The sequence below is a fragment of the Tsuneonella sp. HG249 genome, from assembly GCF_053819205.1.
Genome location: NZ_JBSOQY010000002.1, coordinates 117,501 through 130,908, shown reverse-complemented (window position 1 = coordinate 130,908; position 13,408 = coordinate 117,501). Strand labels below are relative to the sequence as shown.

The following is a 13,408-nucleotide window of genomic DNA, read 5'->3' as shown; positions in this document are numbered from 1 at the left end:
GCCCGCCCGATCTGCTACGCCACCCTCGTGAGCGCAGCGAGACCTGAATCAGCGACCAGGGCGCGGGGTTTCGGATCGGCCCGCCGGCTGCAAGCGCTCTACCTCCTGCTCGGTTTTTCGGCAGGGCTGCCGTTCTACATGTTCAATGCGGTGCTGTTGCTCCGGCTGGCGCAGCACGGGGTCGACATCGCCGTTGTCGGGTTCTTCGCCTGGGCCGCCCTCCTGCCGACCTTCAAGTTCGTCTGGGCGCCGTTGCTCGAACGGTACGCGATCCCGGGCTTCACCCGCTTCTGGGGAAAGCGCCGCGGGTGGATCATGCTGGCCCAGCTCGGCATCTTCACCGCGATGCTCGGCATGGCGTTCACCGCCGACGACCGGAGCCTGCCGCTCACGGCGCTTTTTGCCGTGACCCTGGCGTTCTGGACGACCACCCTCGAAATTGCGGCCGACGGTTGGCGAATCGAGCTGGCTCCGACGCAGGCCGAGCAAGGTCCGCTCGTCGCGGCGAACTTGTGGGGTTATCGCAGCGCCATGGTTGCTGCCGGAAGCGGCGCCGCGTTCGTCGCCGCCCGCGCGGACTGGACCTGGGCCTATCTTGCGATCGCCGTCGCGGCCTTCCTGCCTTTCCCTATTCTGGCGGCGATGCGAGGCGAGCCCAACGCCACGGCGCCTCGCAGTTCGGCCCTGATCAACGGCGTGACCGCCAGCGTCTTTATCGCCGCCGCCGTAACTCTCGCCGCCGCTGCCACCGGTTGGCTCCTGCTGGGCGCGGCCGGCTCGGCCGGTCTCGATTCCGACAGCAACGTGACTCCGTTCGTGCTCGCGATCTGCATGGCACCCTTCGTCGCGCTGGCTTTCGCGCTTCCCCGTATCCGCCGCATGGGCCCTGAGGCTTCGCTACGGCGATCGCCGACGCTGGGGCCGTATATCGATTTCTTCTGGCGCTTCGGTTACGCGACACTGGCCGTGCTGGTGTTCGTCTCGCTGTACCGTGTCGGCGATGTCCTCGCGCTGACGTTGTCGCACCCGATGTGGAATGCACGCGGCTTCTCTCTCGACCAGATCGGGGTGGCCGACGGGTTCGTGGCGCTTCCCGCGAGCATGCTCGGAGTGGCGCTCGGCGGGTGGATGTCGGCAAAGTGGCCGCTCGGCCGCGCTTTAGCCGCGGGCGCGATCATCGCCGCCATGGGCAACTGGATATACGTGTGGCTGTGGAGTGCCCCGGTCGAAGGCTGGGCGCTGTTCGCGGCCGTAGCTCTCGACCAGTTCGGCAACGGGCTCGCGGGCACAGTGTTCGTGGTCTACCTGTCGATGCTGGTGAACCCGCGCTATCCTGCCGCGCAGTATGCGCTTCTTTCCGGCTTCGCGTTCCTGCTTGCGAGGCTGCTCGCCGGCGCTTCGGGCACGCTGGAGAAGGTCATCGGCTATGATGGCTTTTTCCTCCTGACCGGCGCGGTCACACTCTCGGCAGTCGTGCTGCTGCCGTTCGTGACTCGCCTCGTCCCGCGTGAGCCTGACGACGCATGATCGAGCCGGTTGTCGAGCGCGCTTTCATTCCGGCGGCTGAGGCCGTCGAAACGGGGGAGATTCCGGGTGCGACACTGGGGCTGGTGACCGCGTCGGGTGAGCGGGCGGTGCGCATCGCCGGCTACGCGGCAATTGACCCCGGGCACGAGGATCTCACCCGCGCGCACTGGTTCGACCTTGCCTCGTTGACCAAGGTCGTCGCCACGATGCCGATGATCCTCGCGCTCGCGGATGAGGGGCGGCTCGACCTCGACCGTCCGTTGACCGACGCCATACCGGATTTGCGGCAGTACGACGTGGCAGGCGCGGCCGAGCGGCGCGTCACGTTCCGCGACTGCCTGGCGCATCAAACCTTCCTCCCGGCGGTCGAGCCGCTCTACACCTTGGGCGACGATCCTCAGCGGCTGCGCGCTTACGTGCTGCAGCGGGAGTGGCCGCGAGGCCCGGCGGTGTATTCCGACATCAACTTCATCCTTCTCGGCATCGCCATCGAACGGCTTGGCGGGGAGTGGCGTCTTGGTGAAGGGTTGGCGTGGGGTCCGCCCCCGGGCCCGGCGGTTGCGACCGAACGATGCACCTGGCGCGGACGGGTGATGAATGGCGAGGTGCACGACGAGAACGCCTTTGCCTTAGGCGGCGCGCCGGGGCACGCGGGGCTGTTCGGTACGGTCGACGGTGTGCTCGACTTCGCGCAAGGCCTGCTCGATGGCAGCGGGGTCTCTCCCGCCGCGCTCTCGGCGATGCGCGAGCGACAGAACGGGGATCGAACTTGTGGCTGGGAGCGCCGCTTTGCCGGCTGGCCCGGCGGGGACGCTTGCTCTGACGAGACGATCGGTCACACCGGCTTCACCGGAACCGGCCTATGGCTTGATTTCGAGCGGGGATTGGGCTGGACGCTGCTCACCAACCGCATCCACCCGACTCGCCACAGCGCCGAAGCGATGACCATCTTCGACCTCCGCCCCGCCACCGGCGACGCGGTTATCGCGGCGTTCGATAGGCTCAGTTAGCAGCCGCCAGCGCGAGCAACGCGCGGTCCATGAACTGCGTCGCCCTAACGTCCTCGGGCACATCGTTGGCATAAATCGCGAAGGTCAGTGTCCTGCCGCTCGCCGCCGTCAGGTAACCGGCAAGCGCGTTCGTCGCATTCAGCGTGCCGGTCTTGGCGGTGAGCTTCCCGTCGAGCGCGGTGCCGCCGCCGAAGCGCCTCGCCAGGGTCCCATCCTTGCCGCCGACAGGGAGCGTCTCCCGCCAGGCCGCTCCCCACGGCTGGCGCGCGATCCAGCCGAGCAGCTTGGTCATGCCGCCCGGGCTCACGCGGTTGTAGGTCGACATTCCCGAGCCGTCAGATAGACTGACCGCGTGGATCGGGACTCCGGCTTCGTCGAGCATCGCACGCACCACGGCATGCCCGTCGGCGAGCGAACCGGTGCCGCGGATCAGGCCGAGCCTGTGAAGCAGTAGCTCAGCATGGAGGTTCTGGCTCACCTTGTTGACCACTCGGACGTCGTCGGCCAGCGGACCTGGGGTCAGCGCGGCAAGCGCGGGGACGTCCGGCGCGATCAGCCTGGCGGCGGGATCGCGCTTCTTCGGGTCGTCGATCGGCAATAGCGGGCGATGCCGGGAGACGACCTTGCCTTTCACCTTCACTCCTCTCGCGCGGAGCATCTCGGCGAGCCGCCACGCGGCGTAGTGCGCCGGATCGTCAACGCCGAGTTGTAGCGTCTGGGGCTGTGCCGCCGCGCCGATGGTCCCGCTAAGCACGAGCACCCTGCCGTTCGGCGCGCGGTCGAACTCGAGGTCGACTTGGTCGCCCGCGACGGTGCGGGCATGGTTCTCCAGCGTGTAGTAGGTCGGCAACGCCACCTTGGGGGCCGCGCCCTCCTCGCCAGGGGCGACGGTCGCGACGATCTCATTGTCGTCGACCGTCAGGGCCGAGATGCCGGTGCCCGAGTCGGTCGGAATGTTGTTCCAGCTCATGCCCGGGCTCCACCGCTGATCGGGAAACAGGGTGTCGTCGCCGATCACGTCGCCCACCGAGCGGGTCTTCGCGGCGACCGCGTCGGCGAGCGCCGCCAGGCAGTTGGTTACGCAATCGGAGGCGGCGGACATGCGCGCGTCCCCCCGGCCTTCCAGGACCACTTTTCGCTCGCGCGCGCGCGCGTCGGGCTCCAGGCGCACGCGCGCACCGCCGTTGCCAGCTTCGGGCAACTCGCCTTTCGACATCGCCCACATCGTCGCGGCGGTGGTGAATATCTTGGTGTTCGAAGCGGGGATGAAGCGGTTGTCGGGATCGATCGCGATAACCTCCCGACCGGTATCGTCCACCGCCACCAGCCCCCAGCGGGTGCCCGGTCCGGCCTCGGCGAGAATGGCCGCGGGATCGACCGTAGCGGCTTCCTGCGCCAGCGCCGGTGCGGCGAGCGCCGCCAGGAGCAATGTCAGTCCGCGCGCGGCGCATGCCAACCCTTGCCCGCGCCATAGCCCCCGCGCATTCGCGGCTTGCGGGCCCCGCTCGGCGCGGCCAAAGTCCGCTCTCGCTGTAGGACTTGAAACAGTTGGCACACTGTTCAAGTGACAAATTTTCGCCGGTTGCGACGAGTGCGTGATGCAGGGGCGGAGACGGTAGTTACGGGAGCGCATAAAGCCGACATGACACAGGCCGGTGGCTGTAGGACAGCGCGTTTTTCGCTCCCCTCGATATCCCTGACGCATTGGCTGGCGATGCTGGCCATGTGCCTCTTGGCAATCGCAGCGCCCGCGCGCGCCGCTTCGGCTGACGACCTGGCCGCCGCCCTTGCAATGCCACGTGCAACATCACTGGTGGGGGCAAAGGATGCGCCGCGCTTTGCCTGGGTGGTGAGCGAGGCGGGGGTGGAGACGATCTGGGTCGGCGGTCCGACCGAGCCGGCCCGGGCGGTGTGGAGCCATGGCAAGGACGACGGGATCGAGATCAGCGACCTCGCGCTGAGCCGCGATGGCCGCCAGATCGTGTTCGTCCGCGGCGGCGATGGCGAATGGGCCAATTCGTCGCTCCCCAACGCCTCGGCGCTCGCCGATCCGCCCGCGCAAGAAGTCCTCCTGCTCGATCTCGGCGCGGGCAACCCCCGCTTCATCGGCGAGGGCCATTCGCCGCTGTTCGGGCCGGACGGGAGCGTCCTGTTCGCGCGCAGGGGCGCCATCATGCAGGGCCGACCCGGCCGCACCGCACGGCGGATTGCCGAGCTTTCGGGCATGCCGACCAATCTCGAGCTTTCGCCCGACAGCAAGCGCCTGTTGTTCATCGACGACCGCGACGACCGCGCGTTCGCCGGCGTCCTCGACCTCGACGGAGACCGCGTGCGCTACCTTGCTCCCGGACTGTCGATTGCCGCCGATCCCACTTTCTCGCCCGATGGCAGTCAGGTGGCGCTGATCCGCTTTCGCGAACCGCCGGCGCGTAACCAGGACGGCGGCAAGGCCTCGTACTGGTCGATCGACGTGGCCGATGTTGCGAGCGGAAGGAGCCGCACGGTCTGGCGGGCCCCGGCTTCCGCCGGCGGGCGATACGCCGGCACGCGGCAGCAGAACCTTTACTGGGCCGCGGACGGCCGGCTGCTGTTCCCGTGGGAGCGCAACGGTTGGCTGCACGTCTACGAAATCCCGGCCGGCGGCGGCGAGGCGCGCGAGCTTACACCCGGCGAGTTCGAGGTCGAAACCTTCCTGCTGGATGCCGACCGCCGATCGCTGCTTTTCGTCGCTAATGTCGAGGACCCGGAGCGCCACCAGCTCTGGCGCGCCGCCCCCGGCCAAGCGGCGCGGCGCGTGACCGGCGACGCAGGCATCGAGAGCTATCCGGCGATCGCGGGCGGCGCGGTCGCGGTGATCGCCAGCGATACCATCCGTCCCGCGCATGTCCGTCTGGCCGGCGGTCCGTCGCTCGGCCCTACGGCGGTACTGGAGGGCGGCGTCGAACCGCGGGCCGTCACCTTCACCGCCGCCGACGGCACGCGGGTTCACGGCCAGTTGTTCGAAGGGCGCGGGCCCGGACCGCGACCTGCGGTGATCTTCGCCCACGGCGGGCCGCGGCGGCAGATGATGACCGGCTATCACCCGAGCGGATACTATTCGAACGCCTATTCGATGAATCAGCATCTTGCCGCGCAGGGCTTTACCGTGCTGTCCGTCAACTACCGCAGCGGCACCGGCTATGGCCTTGCCTTTCGCGACGCGCCGAAGACCGGCCGCGAAGGGGCGTCTGAATATCTCGATATTCTCGCCGGCGGAAAGTGGCTCGCCAAGCAGCCAGGCGTCGACGCCGGGCGCATTGGCATCTGGGGCGGCAGTTGGGGCGGCTATCTCGCCGCGCTGGCGCTGGCCCGGGATAGTGAGCTGTTTGCCGCCGGGGTCGATTTTCACGGCGTGCACGACATGTTGCGCACCCCCGCCGCGGGGCTTTCGCCCAGCGAACAGGAAGCGGCGCGGCAATTGCAGTGGGACAGTTCGCCGCTTGCCGCGCTCGACGCGTGGCGCTCGCCGGTGCTGCTGGTCCACGGAGACGACGACCGTAACGTGCCGTTCTCCCAGTCGGTGCTGCTTGCGCGCGAACTTTCGGCCAAGGGGATTCCGTTCGAAGAGCTTGTTTTTCCCAACGAGCGGCACACGTTTCTGCGCCACGACGATTGGGTCACCGCATTGCAGGCCAGCGCGGACTTCCTGGGCCGCCGGTTGGGAGAAGCCGGACGATGAGAACGATGGCGTGCTTGGCGGCGCTGCTGGCGCTTGCCTGGGCAGGAGTCGCCCCTGCGCAGGATCGGATACTGATCGAAGGGGCGCGAGTATTCGACGGTACCGGCGCGCCCGCACGGGTGGCCGACGTGCTGGTGGAGGACGAACGCATCGTTGCGGTGGCCGCCGACGTGCCGGCACCCGCAGGCGCGCAACGGGTCGATGGGCGCGGCAAGACGCTCATTCCCGGGCTCCACGACCTCCACACCCATATCCGCTCGCCTGCCTACGAAGGCCCGGAGGACATGGCCAAAGCCTGGGCGGGTTACCTGCTGGCGGGGGTCACGACGATCGACGACTTCTCGGTTTCGGGCGAGATGATCGCGCCGATCCGCGAACTCGTCGGGCAGCACGGATTCTGGGCGCCGAACCTCAATCATGCGGTTCGCTTCGGGGTGAACGGGGGGCACGGCACCGAGGCCGGTTGGGGCCCGTTCATGACGCTCGAGACCGACACGCCGCGCGCCGCCCACCAGGCGACACCGCTGGCGCTGTCGTACGATCCCGATCTCATCAAGGTCTTCACCGACGGCTGGCGCTATGGCCGCGACCCCGACCTGATGAGCATGAACCGCGAAACGCTCTCGGCGATCGTCGCCGACGCGCACAAGGCCGGCAAACCCGTCGTTACTCACACGGTCACTGTCGCAGGTGCCAAGGTGGCCGCCGCCGCGGGGGTGGACGCACTAGCGCACGGGATCGGGGACGCGGTGGTGGACGGCGATCTGATCGACCTGATGCGCCGCAGCGGCACCGCCTACATAGCCACGATGGCGGTGTACGAGCCAAAGGAAGCCCGCGTGCTGGCGCGCGGCGAGGCAGCTCTCCTCAACCCAGGAGAACGCGCGCGTGAGGCCGCGATGCAGGTAGCGGGGCGCGAGGAGACGGCGCCCTACAACGCCAGGCGCTGGGCGGTGCTGCGGGAAAACATCCGGCGCCTGAAGAAGGCGAAGATACCGATCGGTGTGGGAACCGACGCCGGGATCGGCGGCACGTACCACGGCAGTTCCGCGGTACGCGAAACCATCTGGCTGACCCGCGTCGGGTTCAAGCCCGCCGAAGCGCTGGTGGCCGCCACGCAGACCAGTGCGGCAATCATCGGCCAGGACGACACGCACGGGACGATCCGGCCAGGCATGCGGGCGGACCTCGTGCTGGTCGACGGCCAGCCGGACAAGCGCATCGACGACCTGTGGAACGCCAAGCGCGTGTGGGTCGCGGGGCGCGAGGCGCCGCTCGCCGCCTTGCGTGTGTTGCGCGACAATCCGGGAATGACCCCCCTGCCCGCGGTCGTCATGCCCGGCGCGGTGATGACCGGTGCGCGCGCGGACGGGCGCACCGACCTGGGTACGCTCCCCGTCGCGAGCACCGATCCCGGTATCGACCACTCGCATCTCGTCGCGCATCGCGACGAGAAGGACGCGCGGACTTTCCTTGCCGCCCGGATGGGCGCCGCGCCGCTGCCCTTCGTCCAATGGGTATTGCCCCTGACGCGCGGGCCTGTTCTGGTCGCCGATGCCAGCAAGTTCACCGGCGTCGAGCTTACGGCGAAAGGCATCGGGAATTATCGGCTGGTGCTCGAAAGCTACGGCGTCGAGGGGCGGGATTCGTTCGCCGCGCCTTTCGCGGCGGGCGACAAGCCGACCCGCCTCCGCCTGCCTTTCGCCTTATTCAAAAGCCGCGATCCGGGCGAGCGGCTTGACCTTACCCAGCTACGCGCGTTGCGGATCCAGCTATCGGGCGAGACCGGTGGTACCGCCACGCTCGAGCTCGGCGACGTGCGCTTCTACTGACATTTGCCCGCAGGTGGCGCCTTGGCCAGCGCTCGGCCGGCGGCGGCGCCCGTGAGCCGTCCATCCTCGACCGCGAGTTCGCCGTTCACGATCACCGCCCGCACGCCGATTGCCGTCTCGTCGAACTTCTCATAGGTCGCGCGCGCGGCGTAGCTCGCCGGATCGAACACAACGACGTCGGCGAATGACCCGGGGCGGAGCCGGCCACGGTCGGCCAAGCCGAACCAGTCCGCGGTGAGTGCCGAGCTGCGGTCGACGAACGCGCGCAGGCTCAGCACTTTCCGCTCCTTCACGTAGACCGCGTACTTGCGCGCGAAGCTCCCGTAGATGCGCGGGTGGGCCGTGGAAGCATCGCTGTCGGTCATCGTCCACGGCTGGCGCATGAAAGCCTCGATGTCGCTTTCGGCCATGTTGAAGCTGATGGTGGACGAATCCGCCTCGCGGATAGCGATCATCGCCGCGGAAACCGGGTCGGTGCCGAACTCACGCGCCAGCTCGTCGAGGCGGCGCCCCTTCCACTTGTCTTCGACGATCAGCAGGCTGCCAGCCCCGCCGCGCCGGCGCATGTTCTCGGCGATCTCCCCTCGCAGGCGATCGGCGAGCGCCGGGTCGTCGAATCGTGCCAGCATCGCCGCTCGGCCACCGTCCTGCGCCCACAGAGGCACCAGCGCGGCGACGAGGCTCGTGCCGCTGGCATTCCAGGGATACTGGCCCGCGGTCACGTCGAGCCCGGCGGCGCGCGCCGCCGCGATCTTCGCGACAATTGCAGGAGCGGATCCGTGCAGGTCCACCCCCAGCGCCTTGATATGCGAGATGTGCACCGGGATGCGCGCGTCGCGGGCTACCGCAATCGCCTCGTCGACCGCCGCGGCCAATCCCACCGTATAGTTCGCCTCGTCACGCAAATGGGTGTCATAGACCCCGCCCATCTCACCCGCGACTTTCGCCAGCGCGACGACCTCGCTCGTCTCCGAGAAGCTCTGCGGCGCATAGAACAGCCCGGTCGAAAGCCCCAGCGCCCCTTCGCACATCGCGGTGCGTACCAGAGCCTCCTCGCGCGCTAGCTCTTCCGTGGTCGGTGACCGGCGCGCCTCGCCCACCACCGCCTGTCGGATCGAACCGAACCCGGTGAACGCGGCGTAGTTGACGCCCACCGTCTTGCTGCGCGCGCTCGCGAGCTGCTCACCGACCTCGATCGGACCACCGCCGTCGTTGCCGACGAAGGCGGTCGTCACCCCTTGCAACAGGAAAGGCTCGACCAGCCGGCGCCGGGCGTCGTCGGACGTCAGCCAGCTAGCCATGTGCGTGTGCGGATCGATGAAGCCCGGCGCGACGACCATCCCCCGGGCGTCGATCGTGCGCGCCGCGTTGACCGCGAGGGATGGGCCCATCGCAACGATGCGATCCCCTGCGATAGCGACATCGCCGGTAACCGGATCGCCGCCGCCCGGGTAGATGGTCCCCCCGCGAATGACGAGGTCGACCTCGGCCGGCACCACCGACGGGGTGGCGCACGAAGCGAGCAGCGCCGGCAGCAGCGCCGCCGCCACCCTCCTCATCCCCAGAACCCCTTCTCGGGCGAATACATCATGCCATTCTCCGCGCGCACTCCGCCCGCGCGATCCTCGGCAAGCCAAAGCGGTCCGTCAAGATCGGCCCAGTCGGCCATCCGCGCGATGTGGAGGGCCGGCGCGATGCCGAGCGACGAGCACACCATGCACCCGCTCATCAGCCCCAGACCCCGCGCACGCGCCGCCGACGCCAGTTCCAGCGCTGCGGTAAGGCCGCCGGTCTTGTCGAGCTTCACGTTGATCGCATCGTAGCGCGCCGCCACAGTGTCGAGCTCGGCTACGGTGTGCACTGACTCGTCCGCGCAGATGGGGACGGGCCGGTCGTACCCGGCAAGCCAGCCGTCCTCCTCAGCCGGACAGGGCTGCTCGAGCACATCGACACCGCATTCGGCGAGGACCGGCATCACGCGGCGAACGGTAGCCTCGTCCCAGCTTTCATTGGGATCGACGATCAGCGCGGCCGCCGGCGCGGCGGTGCGCACCGCGCGAATCGCGGCGGCCGGGTCGTTTGCGTCCACCTTCACCTTGATCAGCGGGGCCGTGGCCATCGCTGCCGCCTCCCGCGCCATGGCCCCCGGGGTATCGATCACCACGGTAAGCGCGGTCGCAACAGGACCGGGCTCAGGCGCGCCGATCAGCGTGGCCACGGAGCGGCCTGCCAGCTTCGCCTCGAGATCCCACAAGGCTCCGTCGAGCGCGTTGCGCGCTGCGCCCGGTTCGAGCAGCGTCAGCAAGTCTTGACGGCCGGCACCGCTTTCGATGGCTGCGCGGAGCGCCTCGATGCGTCCGAGAGAGCCTTCGATGCTTTCGCCGTAGCGCGGATAAGGCACCCCCTCGCCGCGCCCGACGACCTCGCCCTGCGCGATATCCACCGTCACCACATCCGCCGCGGTCTTCACCCCGCGCGAGATGCGAAACGGCCGGCTCAGCGCGAAGCGGTCGTGACGCGCGCGGAGCGTTCGGGCCATAGAATGCGCTCGAGGATCGGCTCGACGCCGAAACGGTGGGGATCCGTGCACGGGAGCCCGAGCATGTGCGCGGTCTGGGCGCACAAGGCTTTCGCCTCGTCTTCCGGGAGGGTCGAGGTGTTGAGACAGGCGCCGGCAGCCCGGACATTGGGGCTCGTCAAGCGCGCGACCTGCAGATTGGCGGCAAGGCACTCGGCGAGCCCGGGCAGGCGCCGGCCGGGCAGCCCGCGCATCTCCGGTCGCGCCGGATCGTGGCACAGCACCAGCACTTCGGGCTGCGCGCCATGCAGCAAGCCCGTGGAAACGCCGGCGAACGAGGGGTGAAACAGCGATCCCTGGCCTTCGACGACATCCCACCCGTCGTCGTCGCGCGCGGGTGTCAGCATCTCGATCGCGCCCGAGATGAAATCGGCCACCACCGCGTCGAGGGGTACGCCGTCACCCGCAATCAAGATGCCGGTCTGCCCGGTTGCGCGGAAATCGGCGCGCAAACCGCGCGCGCGGAGCCCTTCGACCAGCGCGAGCGAGGTGTACATCTTACCGACCGAGCAATCGGTACCGACGGTGAGCACCCGATGGCCGGCGCGCGGCCGCCCGTTGCCGACCATCAGGTCAGCCGGGGGATCGCGCACGTCGATGAGCCGCAAGCCCTTCTCGGCGGCAAGCGCGACCAGTCCGGGAATGTCCCGCAGCCGCTGGTGCAGGCCGGAAGCGACATGGAGCCCCGCCCGAAGCGCCTCGCGAGCGTCCTCGACCAACTGGGGATCCATCGTTCCGCCCGGATTGGCGATGCCCAACACCAGGGTCCTGGCGCCGGCGGCGGCGCCTTCCTCGATCGTAACGCGCGGCAAACCGAGCGTTAGAGGGCAGTCGTCGTGGCGGAACTCTCCGACGCAGTCGGCACGGCGGAATTCGGCCAGCCCGCGCGATGTCTTGATCCCGACGGGATCGGTGCTGCTGCCCAGATAAAGGAGGAACGGTGCTTCGATCACGGCCACACCCGTAACGCTGGGCGAAGCGCGCGGGGAGGCTGAAACCGCGCGGCGCGGCATAACTCGCCGTTATGCCGGACGGGACAGCATCTCGATCGTGCCGGCCAGGGTTTTCAGGAACGCGGTTGCCAGCGCAGGAGGCGGACGATCCTGCAGGTACATCGCGTGGATATCGAAGGTGAGCCGGGATTTCAGCGGGCGCATGGCCAATCCGGGCGCGAGCGACGCACGCGCGGTGAGGTTGTCTACGACCGTCATGCCCACCCCCATCCGCACTAGGGCGGTGGCGATGTGGAAGGTGCGTGCCGACACCACCTCGTCGAGCTCGATGCCCAGCCGCTGGACCTCGGCGCTAAACAGCACGCCGATCGGTCCGCTGCCGGCAAGGCTGACCAGCGGCCGGCCAACGAGCTCCTCGAGCCCGATCCTTGCGGGCGCGTCAGGCATGTCCGTCTCGCGGTAGAGAACGACGAGTTCACCGGCCCCGAGCCAATGCCGCCCCAGCGGCGCTCCTTGCGGAACTTCGTAGGCAACCGCGAGATCGGTCTCGCGCTCGTAAAGCTTGCGAAGGAGATCGGCGTGGTGGACGGTCTGCAGGTCGAACCGCGTGTCCTGGTGCTTGCGCAGGAACTGCGCCACGGTTGCCGGCAGGACGTCGAGCGCGATCGATGGCAACGCCGAAATGCGCAGCAACGATCCCCCTCCCCGCTTGAGGTTCCGGCTCGCCTCCCGCAGGGCATAGACCCGATCCTGGATCTCGGAGACCTCGCCGAACAAGGTGTGCGCATCTTCCGTCGGAACCAGCCTTCCGGCAGTCCGGTGGAAGAGCGGAAAGCCGAGCAGCGATTCGGCATGGCGAAGCACTTTGGACACAGACGGCTGTGACACATTGAGCATCCGTGCCGCGGCACTGACCGAGCCGTTGACGTAGACCGCGTGGAATACCTCGATATGGCGCAGGTTCATGGCATGTCGTTACCTGCGACGCTCGCCGGGCGCCACGCCTGTTTGCCGATCCGCACAGCTGCGGACGGAGAGGCTTGCTGCGGGAAGCGGATTGGTCAAGTGACCGCGGCAACCACCACTTGAGAGGTTTGCCATGAAGACCCGCGCCGCCGTCGCTTTTGAAGCCAAGCAACCGCTCGAGATCGTCGAATTGGAACTCGAAGGGCCGAGAGCTGGCGAGGTGCTGGTCGAGATCATGGCAACCGGCATTTGCCACACCGATGCCTATACGCTCGACGGGCTCGACAGCGAGGGTCTGTTTCCTAGCGTGCTGGGGCACGAGGGCGCCGGGGTGGTGCGCGAGGTGGGCGCGGGCGTGACCTCGGTGAAGCCGGGCGACCACGTGATTCCGCTATACACGCCTGAATGCGGCCAGTGCAAAAGCTGCCTCAGCGGCAAGACCAACCTGTGCACCGCGATCCGCGCGACGCAAGGCAAGGGCGTGATGCCCGACGGGACCAGCCGGTTCTCTTACAAGGGACAGCCGATCTTCCACTACATGGGCTGCTCGACGTTCTCGAACTTCACCGTGCTGCCCGAGATCGCGGTGGCGAAAATCCGTGAGGACGCGCCGTTCCAATCCAGCTGCTATATCGGCTGCGGGGTGACCACCGGCGTGGGAGCCGTGCTCAACACGGCGAAGGTGGCGCGCGGCGACAACGTCGTCGTGTTCGGTCTCGGCGGAATCGGCCTCAACGTCATCCAGGGCGCGAGGCTCGCCGGCGCCGGAAAGATCGTCGGCATCGACATCAATCCCGACCGTGAGGGATGGGGGCGGCAGTTCG

At 68.4% G+C, this 13,408-nt stretch carries 10 protein-coding genes (1 of these 10 running past the window's edge); 5 read left to right on the top strand and 5 right to left on the bottom strand.

Annotated features, from left to right (window positions below; genetic code table 11):
- The first annotated feature begins 27 nt into the window (after positions 1-27).
- Together ACWPM1_RS12760 and ACWPM1_RS12755 are read left to right on the top strand one after the other, a co-directional pair.
- Positions 28-1,527 carry a permease gene (locus ACWPM1_RS12760; RefSeq protein ID WP_455695282.1) on the top strand — a complete coding sequence of 500 codons (1,500 nt, stop codon included), beginning with the start codon at positions 28-30 and terminating at the stop codon, positions 1,525-1,527.
- Positions 1,524-2,537, top strand: coding sequence for a serine hydrolase domain-containing protein (locus tag ACWPM1_RS12755; protein WP_455695281.1), 1,014 nt, complete (start codon positions 1,524-1,526; stop codon positions 2,535-2,537). The genes ACWPM1_RS12760 and ACWPM1_RS12755 overlap by 4 nt, the downstream gene beginning before the upstream one ends.
- Here the strand turns inward: ACWPM1_RS12755 and dacB are convergent.
- Complete coding sequence (gene dacB, locus ACWPM1_RS12750; RefSeq protein ID WP_455695280.1) at positions 2,530-3,966, bottom strand: D-alanyl-D-alanine carboxypeptidase/D-alanyl-D-alanine endopeptidase; 1,437 nt, start codon at positions 3,964-3,966, stop codon at positions 2,530-2,532. The genes ACWPM1_RS12755 and dacB overlap by 8 nt on opposite strands.
- Positions 3,967-4,329: 363 nt before the next feature.
- On the opposite strand from dacB, the gene ACWPM1_RS12745 reads away from it, so the two are divergent.
- Together ACWPM1_RS12745 and ACWPM1_RS12740 are read left to right on the top strand one after the other, a co-directional pair.
- Complete coding sequence (locus ACWPM1_RS12745) at positions 4,330-6,255, top strand: S9 family peptidase (RefSeq protein WP_455695279.1); 1,926 nt, start codon at positions 4,330-4,332, stop codon at positions 6,253-6,255.
- Between the two features lie 14 nt (positions 6,256-6,269).
- Positions 6,270-8,087 (top strand): amidohydrolase family protein, encoded by a 1,818-nt coding sequence (locus tag ACWPM1_RS12740; RefSeq protein ID WP_455695278.1) that lies wholly within the window; start codon positions 6,270-6,272, stop codon positions 8,085-8,087.
- Here ACWPM1_RS12740 and ACWPM1_RS12735 read toward each other — a convergent pair.
- The 4 genes from ACWPM1_RS12735 to ACWPM1_RS12720 form a co-directional block, all read right to left on the bottom strand.
- Positions 8,081-9,646 (bottom strand): N-acyl-D-amino-acid deacylase family protein, encoded by a 1,566-nt coding sequence (locus ACWPM1_RS12735; RefSeq protein WP_455695277.1) that lies wholly within the window; start codon positions 9,644-9,646, stop codon positions 8,081-8,083. The two genes, ACWPM1_RS12740 and ACWPM1_RS12735, sit on opposite strands and share 7 nt — an antisense overlap.
- Positions 9,643-10,626: an N-acetyl-D-Glu racemase DgcA gene (dgcA, locus tag ACWPM1_RS12730; protein ID WP_455695276.1), complete on the bottom strand. Its 984-nt coding sequence runs from the start codon at positions 10,624-10,626 to the stop codon at positions 9,643-9,645. The genes ACWPM1_RS12735 and dgcA overlap by 4 nt, the downstream gene beginning before the upstream one ends.
- The gene (gene dgcN, locus ACWPM1_RS12725; protein WP_455695320.1) at positions 10,584-11,618 is read right to left on the bottom strand and encodes an N-acetyltransferase DgcN; all 1,035 of its coding nucleotides are present in this window, start codon (positions 11,616-11,618) and stop codon (positions 10,584-10,586) included. The genes dgcA and dgcN overlap by 43 nt, the downstream gene beginning before the upstream one ends.
- 69 nt (positions 11,619-11,687) lie before the next feature.
- The gene (locus ACWPM1_RS12720; protein ID WP_455695275.1) at positions 11,688-12,584 is read right to left on the bottom strand and encodes a LysR family transcriptional regulator; all 897 of its coding nucleotides are present in this window, start codon (positions 12,582-12,584) and stop codon (positions 11,688-11,690) included.
- Positions 12,585-12,717: 133 nt separating this feature from the next.
- On the opposite strand from ACWPM1_RS12720, the gene ACWPM1_RS12715 reads away from it, so the two are divergent.
- Positions 12,718-13,408 carry the 5' portion of an S-(hydroxymethyl)glutathione dehydrogenase/class III alcohol dehydrogenase gene (locus ACWPM1_RS12715; RefSeq protein WP_455695274.1) on the top strand. It continues 422 nt past the right edge of the window, so only the first 691 of its 1,113 coding nucleotides appear in the window; it begins with the start codon at positions 12,718-12,720; the stop codon falls past the right edge of the window.